This is a genomic window from Prevotella sp. P5-50 (assembly GCF_002251295.1).
Taxonomy (GTDB): domain Bacteria; phylum Bacteroidota; class Bacteroidia; order Bacteroidales; family Bacteroidaceae; genus Prevotella.
In genome coordinates this window covers 14,089-31,885 of the sequence record NZ_NPJA01000051.1, presented here as the reverse complement: position 1 = coordinate 31,885, position 17,797 = coordinate 14,089, and the positions used below count along the sequence as shown (strand labels likewise).

Below are 17,797 nucleotides of genomic sequence, written 5' to 3'. Positions count from 1 at the left end.
AAACTATAGTCCTATGAAAGTTTATCAGACTAACGAAATTAAGAACATTGCACTGCTCGGCAGTGCGGGTAGCGGCAAGACCACCCTTGCCGAGAGTATGCTTTTCGAAGCCGGTATTATCAAACGCCGCGGAACGGTAGAACAAAAGAATACCGTTAGCGACTATTTCCCTGTTGAACAGGAGTATGGTTACTCGGTGTTTTCAACCGTCTTCCATGTGGAGTGGAATAACAAAAAGCTGAACATTATCGATTGTCCAGGTTCTGACGACTTCGTCGGAGGTGCTATTACCGCCCTCAACGTTACCGATCAGGCTGTGATTCTCATCAACGGACAGTATGGTCCAGAGGTTGGCACACAGAATGCCTTCCGTTATACAGACAAATTAAACAAGCCTGTTATCTTCCTCATTAACCAGTTGGACCGCGAACATTGCGACTTCGATTCGCTGTTGGCCAATATGAAGGAGATTTATGGCGACAAGTGTGTGCCTGTGCAATATCCTATTGCCACTGGTCCTGGCTTCAATGCAGTAATTGACGTGCTGCTGATGAAGAAATACTCATGGAATCCCGAAGGTGGTGCACCAACCATTGAAGACATCCCCGCAGAGGAGATGGATAAAGCAAAGGAAATGCATGCTGCCTTGGTAGAGGCTGCCGCTGCCAACGATGATACACTGATGGAGAAATTCTTCGAGAGTGAATCACTGACAGAAGATGAAATGCGTGAAGGTATCCGCAAGGGACTTGTTACTCGCAGCATCTTCCCTGTGTTCTGCGTTTGTGCAGGCAAGGATATGGGTGTACGCCGCTTGATGGAATTCTTGGGCAATGTAGTACCTTTTGTTAGCGAAATGCCTAAACTGCACAATACACGTGGTGAGGAAATTTCTCCAGATACCGCAGGTCCTACTTCTATCTATTTCTTCAAGACTGGTATGGAACCGCATATTGGTGAGGTGTCTTATTTCAAGGTAATGAGCGGAACACTTAAGGCTGGTGCAGATTTGCAGAATGCTGATCGTGGCTCGAAGGAGCGCATTGCTCAGATATATGCTTGTGCAGGAGCCAACCGTATTGCTGTTGATGAAATGCACGCTGGTGATATTGGTTGTACCGTCAAACTGAAGGACGTGAAGACTGGTAACACACTCAACGACAAGGATACCGACAATCGTTTTGATTTTATCAAATATCCAAATCCTAAATATTCACGTGCAGTTAAAGCCATTAACGAGGCAGAAACCGAAAAGATGATGGCAGCCCTGACTAAGATGCGTCAAGAAGATCCTACATGGGTGGTTGAGCAGTCAAAGGAATTGCGTCAGATTATCGTTCGTGGACAGGGTGAATTCCACCTACGTACACTGAAATGGCGTATGGAAAACAACGAGAAGATCAAGATTGAGTATATTGAACCGAAGATTCCGTATCGTGAAACTATTACTAAGGCTGCACGTGCCGACTATCGTCATAAGAAACAGTCGGGTGGTGCCGGACAGTTTGGTGAGGTTCACATGATCGTAGAGCCTTATGCCGACGGTATGCCTGCTCCTACAGTATTCAAATTTGGCGGTCAGGAATATCGTATCAACGTCAAAAACCAGGAAGTTGTTGACTTGGAATGGGGCGGTAAGCTCGTATTCATCAACTCTGTAGTAGGTGGTGCTATCGATGCTCGTTTCATGCCTGCAATTCTCAAAGGAGTAATGGAGCGTATGGAGCGTGGACCGCTGACAGGATCTTATGCTCGTGATGTACGTGTTATTGTCTATGACGGAAAGATGCACCCAGTAGATTCTAACGAACTCTCATTTATGCTCGCAGCTCGCAATGCTTTCTCGGCTGCGTTCCGTGAGGCAGGACCAAAAGTTCTTGAGCCTATCTATGACCTCGAGGTATATGTACCAGCTGACTATATGGGTGATGTCATGAGTGACCTGCAAGGCCGTCGTGCACTTATTATGGGTATGGACAGCGAAGCTGGTTATCAGAAGCTTTCTGCTAAGATTCCTTTGAAGGAGCTGAGTAACTACTCTATAGCTCTCAGTTCTATCACTGGCGGTCGTGCTTCGTTCACCACTAAGTTTGCGTCATATGAGCTTGTTCCGAACGAAATTCAGCAGCAGCTTATCCAACAGCATGAGGCTGAAACTAAGGAAGAAGAATAATATTATAACGGATATAATAAGTTTTTTATAAGAACAATTAATCAGCGGATACTGCTCTTGAATGGGAGTAAGTCCGCTGTTTTTCTTTGTTAGATAACGTAAACAAGTATTTACTTCGTTATTATCCGATAATGGTAAAAATACTTATTGTATAGATTGAATCTGATGAATACACAAAAGAAAATGGCTGAACCAAAGTCCAGCCATTTTGATATGATGTTGTTCGACGGATTACTCGCCCTGAATAGCTGCAACACCAGGAAGAACCTTACCCTCGATGGCTTCGAGCAATGCACCACCACCAGTAGAAATGTAAGATACCTTGTCGGTGAGACCGAACTTGGTGCAGCATGCAACAGAGTCACCTCCACCAATGAGAGAGAATGCACCTTCTGCTGTAGCGGCAGCAATGGCGTCACCAATAGCTTTTGAACCAGCGGTGAACTCATCGCACTCGAATACACCAGCAGGACCATTCCACAGGATGGTCTTAGCACCCTTTATAGCCTCTGCAAATTTCTTCTGTGCCTCTGGACCTGCATCGAGACCTTCCATACCAGCAGGGATAGCATTTGAAGGATATACCTCAATTTTAGAATTGGGCTTAATGGTCATGGTAGCAAAGTCGAGGTTGTCGCAGCAAACAGCATCTGGAGCCATTACCAACTCTACACCCTTCTCAGCAGCAAGCTTCTCTACGTTGAGCGCTACATCGAGCTTATCCATCTCAACGATAGACTGACCGATCTCGCCACCATGTGCCTTAGCGAAGGTATAGGTCATACCACCACAGAGGATGAGCTTATCGGCTTTGCCGAGCAGATTCTCGATGATACCGATTTTTGAAGATACTTTTGAACCACCCATGATGGCTACGAATGGGCGCTTGATGTTGCCGAGAACGGCATCTACAGCAGCTACTTCCTTCTCCATGAGCAGACCGAGCATCTTGTTGTCGGCATCGAAATAGTCAGCGATAACAGCGGTAGAGGCATGCTTGCGGTGTGCAGTACCGAAAGCGTCCATAACATAGCAGTCAGCGTATGATGCCAAAGTCTTGGCAAATTCTTTCTGGCTGGCCTTCATAGCTTTCTTAGCCTCTTCGTATGCGGGATCCTCCTTGTCGATGCCTACGGGTTTGCCTTCCTCTTCAGGATAGTAGCGCAGGTTTTCGAGCAGGAGCACTTCGCCGGGCTTCAGTGCGGCAGCAGCCTCCTGAGCCTTTGCACAGTCGGGAGCAAACTTTACTTCGGGTACACCGAGTGCTACAGCAACGGCGTCTTTAATCTGACCCAGTGAAAGTTCGGGCTTTACTTTTCCTTTGGGTTTGCCCATGTGTGACATGATGATGAGTGCACCACCTTCGTCGAGGATGAGCTTCAGTGTAGGAACAGCACCGCGAATACGAGTGTCGTCTGTGATCTTACCCTCTTTGAGGGGTACATTGAAATCTACGCGGACAATAGCCTTTTTACCGGCAAAGTTGTAATCTTTGATTTTCATAATGCTTTATAATATTGTTAGTTGAATTTAATGTTTCCATTTAATCGCACGCAAAGTTACGAAAAAGATTAAACATTGCGGTTGTTTCGATAGATAATTTTAAGTTTTTTAGACGATTTACTGATATAATGTAAGGCGGAGTTGACAAAATGTAGTCAACTCCGCCTTTTTGCTATATTTTATAAGGAAGTTTGTTGTTTCTTATAGATTGATGTGCAGACGTGCTCCTACCACAATCCATGCACTGGGTTGCTCTACATTGCCGTAATCGACATAGTTGCGCGAAAAGATGTTGTTGGCTTGGGCATAGATGCTGTAAGTGGGTTGACTCCAAGTCAGTCTTGCATCAACGAGGTCGTAGGTATGGTAGGGCTTGGTGACGCCATCTACCGTGAGATATGTGCCTGTACGTTTCTGCATTCTGTAGTTGACAAGGAAACTCCAATGGTCGATAGGAGTCAGTTGAAGTGTTCCTACCAGTTTGTGGCGCAGATATTCCAGTTTTGACTGGCTCTCCAACTGATGTTCGTCGGCCTTGTCTTGGTCGTTGTAGCTATAGGCTACCGACAGATAGGACTGTGGCAGACGGAATAGATGTTCCAAATCGAGTCGAGCAGAAATTTCCGTTCCGATGGTGTTGACCTTGGTGAAGTTGACACTCTGCCATATTGGTTCTTCGGCTGTGGGGTCAAGCACCCAGTCGATGAGGTTACGGCTGTGGTGGTGATATATGCTGGCTTGAACCAAAAGTGCTGCAGAATAGAACTTGACGCCGCCTTCTAAGGCACGCAGTTCTTCGGGTTTGAGATACTTGTCTGCCTTGTGACCGCCTACACTATAATAGAGTTCGGTGAACGAAGGCATACGTAGCGATGAGTTGTAGCTGGCATAGATTTTCCAGTGATCACCCAAGCGCACGCTGGCATCGACACCGGGATACAGTGTGAACGGCATTTCGTTCCAAGTGTTTTTGAATGCAATGAATCCTGCTGACAACGTGAATTGTCGCAGCAAGATATTATGCTCTAAGTGGAAACTGAGGTTTGAACGATTGAGTCCATATTTGTAGTCACGCTCTGTACCGTGGATGTGTATGGGTGTATTGAGTGGTTCGCCAAGATTACCACTGATGATGTCTTCATTACGGAATTCTGCACCGAAAGCAGTACGACCAAGTGGTGAATCAAACCAGCTGTTGAGACTTAGTCCGAACACATCGGTTCTGTGATAGTTGTAGGGCACAGCTTCTTCCGAACCGCGAATCAGTTCGAAGCGGTCTTGGCTACGGTTCCAATATACCGAAGGACGGAAATTGAGAGCGCCACAACGTGTTTCTCCTTGCAGTGCAGTGAAGAATTTGGTGGTACGCTCATACTGGTTATCGAACTTGGCGCTGTAGAATGTGTTGCTGCCAAAACCTTTGGAACTCAACCCTGCGTGCCAGTTGAGGTTCAATAGATTGCTGTCGTACCGTCCTTGATAGAACACTTTTCCTCCTTGATAGTCGCTATTCAGACTTCCAGCTTTAGAGCGACTATAGCCATCTGAACGTGTCATGCTGGCCGACAGACTCGAAGTGAGTGGCGAATTATCGGGGCGTAACACCAAACGACCACCGGCGGTGAGATAACCAAACGAACCACCTTCGGCATGTACATCGGCACACGATTGTTTCTCGCGCTTTGTCACGATGTTGATGGCACCTGCCAGAGATGACGTGCCATAGACACGGCCGGCAGGACCCTCAAGCACTTCAATGCGCTCAATCTCGCTGATATCTACAGGAAAATCGAATGCGTTGTGGCCAGTCTGTGGGTCACAGATGTTAATACCATTGAGCAGGATAGCAATTTGCTCCTGCGTTCCGCCACGAATACCAATGTCGGTCTGCGCACCAATAGGTCCGCGTTGACGCACATCGACACCGACGGCATACTTCAATAAGTCGTTAATACTTTGTACTGGCGCCGCTTGAATTTCGTCGCGACTCAGTACAGTAACCATTCTCGCAGCTTGCCCGTTGGCAAGTGGAGCGCGTGAGCCAGTCACCTCAACATCGTCGAGCTGAGCCTCTTTGGTGGTTGGGATAGAGTCGGTGGTTGCAGTATCGGATTCTTTTGCTGAAACTTCAGCAGCACTTGCAGATTGCAAGGTCGCTACGCTCAGCATTCCGATGGTAACCACACGTCCAACACAGGCAAAGAGAGCGTATCCCTTCCGTGAAAAATGACGGAAGCGGATGGCCTTGCACTGATTGTAATTTGGTTTGTACATTGTGTGAAAAAAAAATAAAACGGCGCAAAGGTACTATTTTTTTTTGTATTTTTGCACCCAAATTGTGTAAAACAGATAAAGGAATGAAAGATTCAGTATTGATTTTGAGTGGCGGTATGGATAGCGTCACCTTATTATATGATGAGCACGAACGCATAGCGCTTGCCATCTCGTTTGACTATGGTAGTAACCACAACGGCAAGGAGATTCCGTTTGCCCAACTGCATTGTAAACGCTTGGGTATACCCCATGTAATCATTCCCCTCGACTTTATGGGGAAGTATTTCAAGAGTTCTTTGTTGGAAGGTGCCGATGCTATTCCTGAAGGTCATTATGATGATGACAATATGAAATCGACAGTAGTGCCGTTTCGCAACGGTATCATGCTTTCCATTGCCGTTGGTGTGGCAGAAAGTCACTCGTTGGCTTATGTCATGATGGCTAATCATGGCGGTGACCATACTATCTATCCCGATTGTCGTCCAGAATTTGTTGAGGCTTTCGATGCAGCTGCTAAGGCAGGAACATTTGTTGGCGTAAGGCTGCGTTCGCCTTATACCAACATGACCAAAGCGGATATTGCCCGACGTGGAAAAGAACTCGGCATAGATTATTCAGAAACGTGGAGTTGCTATAAGGGTACTGAGCACCATTGTGGGAAATGTGGTACTTGTGTGGAGCGTCGCGAAGCATTAGCAGAGGCTGGTATTGAGGATACTACCGTTTATGATGACTGATATGATGTGGAAATGTCCATGCGATAGTGATATAGAGATATTCAACTGTTGAATCTATTGTGATTCTATTAGGCGAAGATACAAATAATTCGATTTTTTAAAATATTCGACCACTCGATCACAAATGTAAGTGTTTGCTATATAGGTGAATATGCTTTTTGTATGGCCGTGTGGTCGAAATTTTTCTAAAACTCAAATTTCTGTATTATCCAAACAAGGCTCTTAATGCCTCTTCTACTTTGCGCACCGGGACAAGGTCTATGTGGAATTTCTTTTGATTCAGTCCACTGAGGTTGTAGCGGGGGATGATGATATGTTGGAATCCCAACTTTTCAGCCTCGGAAATGCGTTGTTCGATGCGAGCCACTGGGCGCACTTCGCCACTAAGACCTACCTCGCCTGCCATACACCAACCTTCTTCTATTGGTGTATCGACATTGCTACTCAGTACAGCGGCAATGACTGATAGGTCCATAGCCATGTCGGTGACGCGAAGACCACCGGCGATATTCAGGAAAACGTCTTTTTGCATTAGTTTAAAGCCTACGCGTTTCTCTAAAACAGCCAATAGCATGTTCAGACGACGCTGGTCGAAACCAGTGGCAGAGCGCTGTGGCGTGCCGTATGCAGCCGATGAAACCAGAGCCTGTGTTTCAACCAAAAATGGGCGAACACCCTCGATGGCGGATGAAATGGCAACACCCGAAAGACCGTCGTGGTCTTCGGTGAGCAACAGTTCGGAAGGGTTTGCCACCTGGCGCAAACCAGATTGTTGCATCTCGTAGATACCCAGTTCGCTGGTGCTGCCAAAGCGATTTTTTATGCTGCGAAGAATGCGATACATATAATGTTGGTCACCCTCAAACTGCACCACTGTATCTACAATGTGTTCGAGAATCTTTGGTCCAGCCAGTGTGCCCTCTTTAGTGATATGGCCAATAAGAATGACAGGCACACCGCTGGTCTTTGCAAAACGAAGTAGCGATGAGGCACATTCACGAACTTGCGATATGCTACCAGCAGAACTCTCCACATCTTCGGTGGAAATAGTCTGTATGGAGTCTATAATGACCACTTCGGGTTGTACATCACGAATATGTTCAAAGATAGCCTCCAATGAGTTCTCGCAGAGTATCAGGAAATTGTCGCTTTCTTCATGTGGAATACGTTCAGCGCGCATTTTCAACTGGTGAGCACTTTCTTCACCACTGACATAGAGCACACGGCGATCGGTCAGGTGGAGCATGGTCTGCAAGGATAAGGTAGATTTGCCAATACCCGGTTCGCCACCCAGTAATACAATGCTACCTGGTACAAGACCGCCACCCAGTACACGGTTCAGTTCGTTATCGTGCAGATCGATGCGAGGATCGTCCTTTGCACTGATGTCGCGCAGGGTCAGTGTTTTGCTTTTACGCAACTGATGTCCTACAGACGCAGCAGCCGACGCTGCCTGTTGGCGCGTGTCAGTCACACGGATTTCCTTGAATGTGTTCCACTGTCCACATGATGGGCATTTGCCAATCCACTTTGCCGATTCTTGTCCGCAGTTAGAGCAGACGTATGCTATCTTATCCTTTGCCATAATAGGCACAAAGTTAGTGATTTTTTTTCGGTGTTACAAAATTTATTCGTACTTTTGCATGCAAATGATTAACATGAGAACAATTATACCCGCTTTGGTTCTTGTGCTGCTTGTAGCAGCATGTGGACAATCGTATGAGGAAACGAAGAAACTGACACGCAAACAGCGTGTTGAAGCAATGCGCAAAGATTCGGCAGCGCTGAAGATTGCAGTTATGCCCACCATGGACTGTCTGCCTCTCTTTGTAGCCCAACACCACCAATTATATGATACGCTGAACGGCGGTGTCAGATTGAAATACTTTATGGCGCAGATGGATTGTGATACAGCCATTGAGCGTGGAAGAGTGGAAGGTGTAATGACCGATTTGATAAGAGCAACCCGTATGACTCGTCAAGGTACGGCATTGAGATATATGGCGGCTACTAATGCCTATTGGCAACTTGTAGCCAATCGTCATGCACGTCTCAAACATCTCAAACAGCTGGATGATAAAATGGTGGCAATGACGCGCTATTCTGTTACTGACTGGCTTTGCGACTATGTGGTTGATTCAACTAAAATCAAGTCGGAAAAGCTCTTCCGAGTGCAAATCAACGATGTGGATGTGCGTTTGCAAATGCTTCGCAACAATGAACTCGATGCTTTTTTCATGACCGAACCGCAGGCTACGGCAGCAAGGATTGGCAAAAACAATGTATTGCTTGATACGCGGAAGATAGATGCATGGATGGGTGTACTTGCTTTCAGAGAAGTGGAGATGCGTCGTCCAGAGCGCCATCGTCAGCTTGAACTCTTTATGAAAGCCTATAATGCAGCATGTGACTCTATCAATAAATATGGTGTGAAGCACTATAAACCGCTGATAGTAAAATACTGCAGGACAACCGAGCAGGTAGTTGACTCTCTACCAGAAATGAAATATCGCCATGCTGCTGGTGTCAGAGACAAGGATGTGGCACGTGCGGAGAATTGGTGGAAGAAAAAACATTAACGATAAAAATGCCGATGACCGACAAAACTTCTTTGCTGGGCAGCCATTTGGCAAGGGTCGCCATACCACTTAGATACGGAAGTGTAGGTATGGCCATTGTAGAAATGGAGAATTTGCTGGCAGCGTGGCCACAGGTGCATACTGCCCAAAAACTTGATGCCATTAAGGACGAATATAGTCAACTGTGCACTGATTGGCAGGACAATATGGATGTGCCCGTCTATAAGGAAATCTATCAGAAATTGTTGCAACGTGTCTTTGTGCTTTATGCCAATCTCGCATTGTATGATAAAATTAGCAATACACAAAATCTCGCAGCCATACACGCAGAGGTAAGAAGCCAAAAAGCAAAACTCTCTATTGGGCAAATGCGACAAGAATTGGAATCCTTTGTGGCAGATACCGCCATGCTGTCGCTCGAACAGCCGCATGTCAGAGAACAGAAGAGCCGACAACTCTATGCGGAGCACCAAAATCGTATAAATAATCTTTTCAACTTCTTGTTGACTACCAATTCATGGCCAGCTTCGGTGGGGCAAGATATAGAGGAACTGTTGCTCTCGCCTGCAGTTGATACAAACGATCAGCAGATATTGGTATCGGCAATTACGCTATCGTTGCTCATCCAGTTTGATATTGTAAAATTCAAAACCATGATTCGTGTCTATCGCCATGGCACCGACGAGGCTGTGCGGCAAAGAGCACTTGTGGGATGGGTACTGGGAATGGACGAACAGTGGAATAAGGTATATCCGGAACAGCGCCAAATGATAGAAGAACTCTTGCAGTCAGACACCATATGTCGTGAACTTACCGAACTGCAGATGCAGATGGTCTATTGTATGGGTACGGAGCGCGACGCAACAAAAATACAACAGGAAATAATTCCAGATATACTGAAAAATAAACCGCTACACATCAAACCTGAGGCGCTTGAAGAGGAAGATATCGAAGAGATGATCCATCCGGAAGAGTTTGATGATAAAATGCAGAAGATGGAAGAATCGTTTGGACGCATGGTGGATATGCAGAAACAAGGCTCGGATGTATTCTTCGGTGGTTTCTCACAGATGAAACGTTTCGATTTCTTCCGAGATATGAGCAATTGGTTTGTACCTTTTTTTATAGACCATCCGCAGTTGCAATCCTTCAAAGCGGCATGCGATAAGCATCCATTCCTCCGACAGATAGTGGCAAATGGCGAGTTTTGCAATAGTGACAAATACTCGATGGCATTAGGTTTTGAGAAGTTTGTCCATGCAATGCCTGCCGAAGTGTTGAAAACTATGGACCAGGGAGATGTTCCGCTGGATATGCTCAACCAGGGTATTAAGCCCACTGCTGAACGATTGCGCCGATCATATCTTATGGACCTTTATCGTTTTTTCCGCCTTTATTCCTATCGTAGCGAATATCGCAACCCATTTCATGTAACCGATGACCACGAAATGGGTGAATGTCTCTTTATGGATCGAGAGGTATTTAGAGACACAAAGATAGAGCCGCTTAAGGATGATGTAGTGCAACTGTTGCGCCGACGCAAGATGGCGGAAAGTAGCAGAATATTGCTCGACAGTTATGCAGAAAGTCATCGCGGATTGCAGTATTATCTGTGGATAGGTGACTACGAGAAGGCTTATGAGTGTGATTCCAATAATGAACGCGCTGAAGCAGGCTATGCCCGACAGTTGTTTGGCAATGCCGACTATGAGAAGGCAGAACAACTCTACGATCGACTGATTGCACAATGCCCAGAGAAAATGGGCTATATGCTCAATAAGTCTGTGTGTCTGTTATATCAGAAACGATATGAAGAAAGTCTTCAACTACTCTATCGCCTCAACTATGAACACCCCGATGATGCTGCCGTGATGCGCATATTGGCATGGACTCTGGTTTGTGACCATCGGGAGCAACAGGCTGATACTTTCTACCAACGGCTGATAAAGATGGAGATGATGCAAGCAGACGATTATCTGAACCATGGTTATTGTCTTTGGTTGCAACGAAAGGTAAAGGATGCTGTCGATAGTTTTAGAAAGCATCTTTCATTGATAGATAAGAAAATCTATGATGTTGATTATTTCGACCGACAGATGTTAGGCGAAAGAGGTATTGACCATACGGAGATACAGTTTATGCTCGACCTTGTATTCTCCTAACAACAGATATTCATAAGCTAAGTATATTCGTCCCAAATGTTGTCAGCGTTTCTCCTGACAGCATTTTGGATTATTTTGATTGTGTTATATTATAGGGATTATGGATATACCCGTTATCGGTTGATGTAACCGTCTAATACGGGTTTCAACTTATGGTAACACCAGGTCCATCCTAATGGGATGCCAACTCCTGCTATGGCATAAAGTATCCAGAAATAATCTTCCTTGGCATTGTAGTGGATTACCATGTGACAACCGATTTGTGCGAAATCCAAATCATAGTAGGCAATCTTCAATAGACTTACAACCTTGTAGCTGATGATATGGAATACGAAGATGGGCAGGGTGTGGTCACCGCAATATACAAGAAAACGATGGATACGTCCAGGATGACGGTCAAGCCATCGTGCGATATTATAGGTCATAAGAAAACCACAAAAGGCTGGAATCGGAAGTGATAAAAACTGTGTGTAGGTGGAACGCCAGTTCATGTTGGCAGTGAGATAATGGGAAAACAACCATACTACAACACCAAACACAAGTGTTGACCACCATGTGGCTTTATAATGTCCTTCCCATTGGCGAAACAGAAATCCGCATCCGAAGAAGAACATACCCATCAATTCTCTGTAACCTCCTTGTACCAAAGTGATAATGCGAAGGCCTTCATAGGCTTTCCATCCTGCAAGCAGTAATGCAATCAAGCATACCAAGAGCGTGGTAATGACTGTTCGGTGGTTACAGATTACCAGCCTTATTCTTGAACTCCATGTAGTATTGTCAGTTGTATTGCCCGCTGTATGCTGTTGCAGCGTGCTGTCTGTCCAACCTATAATTCTATTTGAAATCTTATAGCAAACCAAGAAACCGATACTTGCTACAAGCAGACCACGGAAAAACCAGAATGCTCCACACAGAAACTCATCATATCCCCCCATAGCAGTAAAGATAGTCCAAAGGTTTTGTTGTATGCGATGAGGACTATAGGGATGGGTCACTCCACCGGTCCAGTTGCCGTATTGCTCATTGAGAATACCGATGTCAAACATCGTGTTGTGGAGGATAAGGAAGAATACCGACCATGTGACAAAAGGAAGATATAGTCCTTTGAAGCGTTTTTTGACAAAGGTCGCCTCGTCGTTGATGTATCGCACAGAGAAGAAATAGCCAGCTGTTATAAAAAACAGTGGCATGTGGAATTCATAAAGAAACGCTCCTAAAGCATCGGGACAGTCGGCATGTCCGATGACCATCAGTATGATGGCCAATGCTTTGCAAATGGATATGACAGTATTATGTGGCATAGAAATGGAGTTAGAGTAGTGGAGCTAAGAGATGGGCAAACTTACCAACGAATCTCTGCCATGGGGTACGGAATTGTTTCCATGTTGTTGGAGTTAGTAAGAAACTCTTTTTTGTATCGCGTATAAACATCTCATCAAGTTCGCGTGTGGTACAACGATCTACGATGACTGCATTCTCTTCAAAGTCACATTTCAAACTTCTGGCATCGAGATTGGTACTACCTACCGTGCAGTAACGTCCGTCAACCATCATGATTTTAGAATGGTGGAAACCGGGTTTATACATCCATACAGTGGCACCACGCTTCATCAGTTTATGTGCCTGATAGTAGGCACAGTCTGGTGTAAGGGGAATGTCACTTTTCGCTGACTGTATGATTTCAACCTTTACACCTCTGCGGATAGCACGTGTCAATGCTTTTGTCACTTTGGGAATGAGTGTGAAGTAGGGATTGATAATCTTGATAGAATCTTGTGCCTGATTGATGGCATTAATATAAAAGGTACGCATAATTGCTGGCGTACGATAGGGCTCACGGTTGATAATAGCTACTGTCTTTCGGCCTGCTGTTGCTGTCGTATCGGGCTTGAGTCCTGCAAATTTTGTGTCTGTACCGCCACGATAGTATTTTGCGCCATGTACATTTTCGCCAGTAGTACGGTTCCATATTCTGATAAATATGGCTTGCAGTTCGTTGACGGCATCGCCTTCTATTCTACAGTGCATATCGCGCCATTCCCCTACTTGTTTCGTACCTTTTATATAATAGTCTGCCACATTCATTCCACCTGTATAAGCCACTTTACCATCGATAACTACAATTTTTCGATGGTCGCGACCGAAGATATGGTTAATCCAAGGGAAGCGGATAGGGGAGTATTCTACGATATTGATACTGTCGGCACGCAATTTCTTAAGGTGACGTTTGCGTAGCGGCTGGTTATTGGAGTCGTTGCCGAATCCATCGAACATGGCTCTTACTTCAACACCTTCGCGACGTTTCTCTCTGAGAATATCAAAGAGTAACGATGCGATACTGTCGTTGCGGAAGTTGAAATACTCCAGGTGGATGCTGCTTTTTGCTTGTCGGATAGCTTTGAACATATCGTCGAATTTCTCCTGTCCCGACATGAGTAGTGTTACACTATTGTCGTGGGAGAAGCGTATTCCGTTTGCTTTGAGTGTACGAACAATCAGCGAGTCGCTCGTTTGAGCACTCGCTGATTGTGATAGTAGGAAAAACAGGGTTAGAACCTTATGTCGTAACATGTTTGTTTTCTTGCTGCTTGCTGGATTGTTTTGTTACTATTACTTGCTGTGTTTCATTCGGTACTCCAGTGGAGTCATGCCATACTTGGATTGGAAGATATTGATAAAGTTTTCGGCAGTCATGAATCCGATGTTGATAGCCAGCTCATTGAGGTTGAGGTTGGTGTTGACCAGCAATGTGCAGGCATGTTTCAGTCGAATTTCGCGAACCAGTTCGGCAGGTGTCTTGGTTGTGATATTGCGTATCTTATGGAAGAAAGGTACACGTCCCATACCCATCGCCGAAGCCATCTCTTCTACGCTGATTTGTCCGCGGCTCATATTTTGCAGTACATATTGTTCCACATTTCTCATGAGTTGTTGGTCCATGATGCTACTCATAGAGTAGTCGCCGATAGTACCGTCCCCATAGTATTGACGTGCAATTTCCTTGCCGCTCTGTACGGGGTTGTCTTCTTGCTTCTGCTCTTGCTCGTCAGTTGTTGACGGCTCAGGAGTTGTAGCTTCTTCATCAATCGGCTTTCTACTGGGTTTGCTGGTCAACGTAGCTGTCGTCATGCTGGAGTTCTGACTCTCCAGTCGGCGTGTTTCATAGCCTTCGATAGTGTCGTGATCTACCAGAGCGGCACCCAGTCCGAGCAGTACGTTGAAACGTGAGACAGCCTCTTGTACGTTAAACGGTTTAGCAATATAATCGTCAGCCGAGAGCGTGATATTATTGTTGTTCATATCTTCCTGAGACATCACTTGATCTGTCAATAGTACGAATTTGATGCGCTCGGTACGTGGATTACTCTTCAACTGGTTGCAGAGCATACTACCTGTCATATAGTTCATGTCATCTTTGCAGACGATGAGGTCAGGGTGCAATGCTTCCACTTCAGCCCGTGCTTTCTTAATATCATCATAGAGATGTAGATGGTAAATTTCGCGCAGATGGGCTTTGAGGAACAACAAAAACTCGTGGTTATCATCGATTATCATCACGTGAATATCCTGTTGAGTGGTAGTTTCGATGCGTATAGGCTTGATATCTGCCGTCAGTGCAGGAGCTTCTACTTGCGACAAATCGAGACTACCTCTTGCACCCAACTCCAGTCTGTCATGGGTTTTGTTCTCGGCTTTTTCTTCCGGATGCTCCAGTGTAGTTTGCATTTCTGAGATACGGGTGATGACCTGTAGCATTTGGAAGTGGAGAGAGTTGAGTTGTTCTTTTCCTTCAAGAGAGTGTTCTTGTTCAGAAAGATTTCCGATGATTGTTGTCATTCTGGCCATAGGTTGACGTAGGTCATCACTTGCCAGTTTTATTTCTTCACGCTGTCGTTTCAGTTCGTCTATAACGGTGCGTTTGTGGAGCATCAGTGTTCTCATCTTCTTGAATCCATATCGCCAAGTGCATAGTATGATGATGGCGATGACAACGTAGATGGTGAGCATCCACCATGACAACCACCATGGGCGGTCGATAACAATTTCGAGGGTACGCTCTTTATTGCTGACAGCACCATTGGCGCTTACTGCTTTAACGTGAAGGGTGTATGTTCCACTGCTGAGATTGCGGAATTTCACACCGTGAAGCAGTGCATCGCCGTTGCGCCAGTAGTTGTCGCGTCCTTCCATCCAGTACATGAACTGCAGGCGCTCGCCTTGGTTGTAGTTACCTGCAGCGAATTTGATGGTGAAGTTGTTTTGACCATTCTTCAGTTCAATGCGCCCGCTCTCGTTGAGAGCTTGTACGAGAATCACATGTCCATCGTATTCATGACCTATCTGTATTTCCTCTTCTCCTACAAAGAGCTGTGTGAGCATCACTTTTGGTAAACGTTCCTGGTCGTTCTTGCCCGATTGTCTTGCCCAGTTCACTCCATAGAGACCTCCGAAGAGCACATTTCCGTCTGCTTTAGTGAGTATGGCACCCATATTAAACTCATTGCTTTGCAGTCCGTCGCTGGTATTGTAGTTGTAGAGACCATAGTTGAATGTACCATTTTCATGGTTACGCTGCACTACGATACGGCTAATACCATTGCTTGTGGTCACCCATAGGTTGTGGTTTTTATCTTCTGTAATACCGCATATAGAATTGTTGCAGAGTCCGTTCTTCTCTGTGAGATAGTTGAGCGTGTCGTTTTCCAAGTTCAGAATATTCAAACCTTCGCGTGTTCCAACCCAGATCAATCCTCTTGAGTCTTCGTATACCTGTGTGATATAGTTGTTGGTAAACGTTTTTAGATTTGATTTGTTTCCTGTCAGCACGGTTTTGTCACGTGTAGAGAGGTTCAATACGATAAGACCTTCTGCCGTTCCTGCCAGCATTGTGTTGTTTTTCCCGTAGAACAGACAGGTCACATTGTTGGTGTTGAGCATACCATTTTCACGTGTATATGAGGAGAAGGTATTCATCTGTGGGTTGAACACCTGCAGTCCACCGTTGGTTGCAATCCATACGTTGCCGAACTTATCGCTGGTTAGTGCATTGACATGGTCATCGATCAGCGTCTTTGCACTATCACGGGCAACAGAGAAGATCTTAGCATATCCATCTTTGATGCGAGTCAGTCCGTTCTGTCGTGAACCCACCCAAAGGCTTCCGTCAGAGGTTGTTGTCATGCACGAAACCTTCTGGCTGGCAAGAGTTCCCTCGTAGCCTATTACACCATGGTCACTTGTACCAAACCATATGCGACCGCTGTTGTCCTGTGCGATGGCAGTGATATCGCCATTGAAATTGCTTTGGAATTTATAGATGTTGTCGCCGTAGAATGCTACACCCGATTTCTCTGTTCCCACCCATAGCAGGTCTGTATCATCTACGTATAGGCTTTGTATGCCGATAGTTTCCTGTTGTGTGCGTGCATCGATACCGTTTGTGGGACGTACAGGTTCCATGATTTGTGCCTCAGTATTTGTTCTGATGAGTCCCATACGGTCTGTACCTATCCATATATTTCCAGCTTTGTCGCCCACTATGCCATTGACGCTGTGATCCACCGATACACCAGTGAGTCCCAGTTGATTGCCTATGGTAGTATCCCAAGTGTTAGAGGTTTTATTGTAGCGCATCAGTGTGCCTTGTCCGTAGAGCCATATCACATCGTTTTTGTCAGCAAAGACTTTGAGTGAAGAGGTATGGCGCAGATGTTGTTGAGCAATAAAGTCAGTCTGCCATACGGTATGCTGTTGGTGCATTACGTCGCAGCAAACCAGTCGTCCATCGTTGTACACGATGACTGCGCCATCTCGACATTCACCGATTGAACATATAGTTCCCTGTGGCACGCCGTGTGCGTCGTTGGTATAACCAAATTCATAGAGCAATTGTTGTTGCATGTTATAGGCTACCACACCTTTGTTTGGAATGGCTGCCCACAGGTTTTTGTGTCTATCGAAATATACCACGGTGGGTTGTCCTTCAATGCCCATAGCGGTATAAACCTGTTTCATATCTCGTTCGAATGTTTCTGTTTGTGGGTGATAGACGCAGAATCCAGTGAGGGTTTGCACCCAGATGTTACCGTCCAATGCTTCCTGCAGACTGATGATATAGCTGTCGGGTAGTGATGAACCATCCTGTGAGTTGCTCTGAAAACTCTTAAAGGTATAGCCATCGTAGCGGTATAGCCCCGCAGGTGTTCCCATCCATACATATCCTCTTGAGTCTTTAAGTATGCAGTTAATCTGACTACTGGTCAGTCCGTTGCGCACATCAAGCGTTTTAAACAAATAGATGCCGGCTGCTGCGATTGGCATGGCCAGCATGAGGATGATTAATAGTTTTTTCAGCACTTTCATTGT

Annotated in this window: 10 protein-coding genes; 4 read left to right on the top strand and 6 right to left on the bottom strand. The window is 45.6% G+C overall.

Translation table 11 applies throughout. From position 1 onward, the window contains the following. Positions 1-13 precede the first annotated feature (13 nt). Positions 14-2,173 carry a translation factor GTPase family protein gene (locus CIK88_RS10645; protein WP_094436371.1) on the top strand — a complete coding sequence of 720 codons (2,160 nt, stop codon included), beginning with the start codon at positions 14-16 and terminating at the stop codon, positions 2,171-2,173. A 231-nt stretch (positions 2,174-2,404) separates the two neighbouring features. Here the strand turns inward: CIK88_RS10645 and pgk are convergent, their stop codons facing one another. Both pgk and CIK88_RS10635 read right to left on the bottom strand, forming a co-directional pair. Further along, on the bottom strand, positions 2,405-3,676 hold the full coding sequence (gene pgk, locus CIK88_RS10640; protein ID WP_094436369.1) for a phosphoglycerate kinase: 1,272 nt from the start codon (positions 3,674-3,676) through the stop codon (positions 2,405-2,407). Positions 3,677-3,877: 201 nt separating this feature from the next. Further along, positions 3,878-5,950 (bottom strand): TonB-dependent siderophore receptor, encoded by a 2,073-nt coding sequence (locus CIK88_RS10635; RefSeq protein ID WP_094436367.1) that lies wholly within the window; start codon positions 5,948-5,950, stop codon positions 3,878-3,880. Between the two features lie 83 nt (positions 5,951-6,033). Between CIK88_RS10635 and queC the strand changes: the two genes are divergently transcribed. After that, positions 6,034-6,687 (top strand): 7-cyano-7-deazaguanine synthase QueC, encoded by a 654-nt coding sequence (queC, locus tag CIK88_RS10630; protein ID WP_094389630.1) that lies wholly within the window; start codon positions 6,034-6,036, stop codon positions 6,685-6,687. Positions 6,688-6,892: 205 nt separating this feature from the next. On the opposite strand, the gene radA is transcribed toward queC, so the two are convergent. Further along, a complete protein-coding gene (radA, locus tag CIK88_RS10625; protein WP_094389629.1) occupies positions 6,893-8,272 on the bottom strand; it encodes a DNA repair protein RadA in 1,380 nt (459 codons plus the stop codon). Positions 8,273-8,345: 73 nt separating this feature from the next. On the opposite strand from radA, the gene CIK88_RS10620 reads away from it, so the two are divergent. Both CIK88_RS10620 and CIK88_RS10615 read left to right on the top strand, forming a co-directional pair. After that, on the top strand, positions 8,346-9,266 hold the full coding sequence (locus tag CIK88_RS10620) for an ABC transporter substrate-binding protein (protein WP_254046346.1): 921 nt from the start codon (positions 8,346-8,348) through the stop codon (positions 9,264-9,266). Between the two features lie 14 nt (positions 9,267-9,280). Next, positions 9,281-11,428 (top strand): M48 family metallopeptidase, encoded by a 2,148-nt coding sequence (locus tag CIK88_RS10615; RefSeq protein ID WP_094436365.1) that lies wholly within the window; start codon positions 9,281-9,283, stop codon positions 11,426-11,428. Between the two features lie 113 nt (positions 11,429-11,541). Here the strand turns inward: CIK88_RS10615 and CIK88_RS10610 are convergent, their stop codons facing one another. The 3 genes from CIK88_RS10610 to CIK88_RS10600 are packed head-to-tail and all read right to left on the bottom strand — an operon-like array spanning position 11,542 to position 17,794. Next, a complete protein-coding gene (locus tag CIK88_RS10610; protein ID WP_094389626.1) occupies positions 11,542-12,732 on the bottom strand; it encodes an acyltransferase family protein in 1,191 nt (396 codons plus the stop codon). Between the two features lie 10 nt (positions 12,733-12,742). Then, positions 12,743-14,002, bottom strand: a complete 1,260-nt coding sequence (locus CIK88_RS10605; protein WP_094436362.1) for a phosphatidylserine/phosphatidylglycerophosphate/cardiolipin synthase family protein — start codon at positions 14,000-14,002, stop codon at positions 12,743-12,745. A 39-nt stretch (positions 14,003-14,041) separates the two neighbouring features. Next, entirely contained in the window at positions 14,042-17,794 is a 3,753-nt protein-coding gene (locus tag CIK88_RS10600; RefSeq protein ID WP_094436360.1) for a two-component regulator propeller domain-containing protein, read from the bottom strand. Positions 17,795-17,797 lie beyond the last annotated feature (3 nt).

Bases quoted from the DNA above. Each gene is read 5' to 3' on its own strand.
- CIK88_RS10635 (WP_094436367.1), bottom strand. From the start codon at position 5,950: ATGTACAAACCAAATTACAATCAGTGCAAGGCCATCCGCTTCCGTCAT.
- CIK88_RS10605 (WP_094436362.1), bottom strand. From the start codon at position 14,002: ATGTTACGACATAAGGTTCTAACCCTGTTTTTCCTACTATCACAATCA.
- radA (WP_094389629.1), bottom strand. From the start codon at position 8,272: ATGGCAAAGGATAAGATAGCATACGTCTGCTCTAACTGCGGACAAGAA.
- CIK88_RS10610 (WP_094389626.1), bottom strand. From the start codon at position 12,732: ATGCCACATAATACTGTCATATCCATTTGCAAAGCATTGGCCATCATA.
- queC (WP_094389630.1), top strand. From the start codon at position 6,034: ATGAAAGATTCAGTATTGATTTTGAGTGGCGGTATGGATAGCGTCACC.
- CIK88_RS10600 (WP_094436360.1), bottom strand. From the start codon at position 17,794: ATGAAAGTGCTGAAAAAACTATTAATCATCCTCATGCTGGCCATGCCA.
- CIK88_RS10620 (WP_254046346.1), top strand. From the start codon at position 8,346: ATGAGAACAATTATACCCGCTTTGGTTCTTGTGCTGCTTGTAGCAGCA.
- CIK88_RS10645 (WP_094436371.1), top strand. From the start codon at position 14: ATGAAAGTTTATCAGACTAACGAAATTAAGAACATTGCACTGCTCGGC.
- pgk (WP_094436369.1), bottom strand. From the start codon at position 3,676: ATGAAAATCAAAGATTACAACTTTGCCGGTAAAAAGGCTATTGTCCGC.
- CIK88_RS10615 (WP_094436365.1), top strand. From the start codon at position 9,281: ATGACCGACAAAACTTCTTTGCTGGGCAGCCATTTGGCAAGGGTCGCC.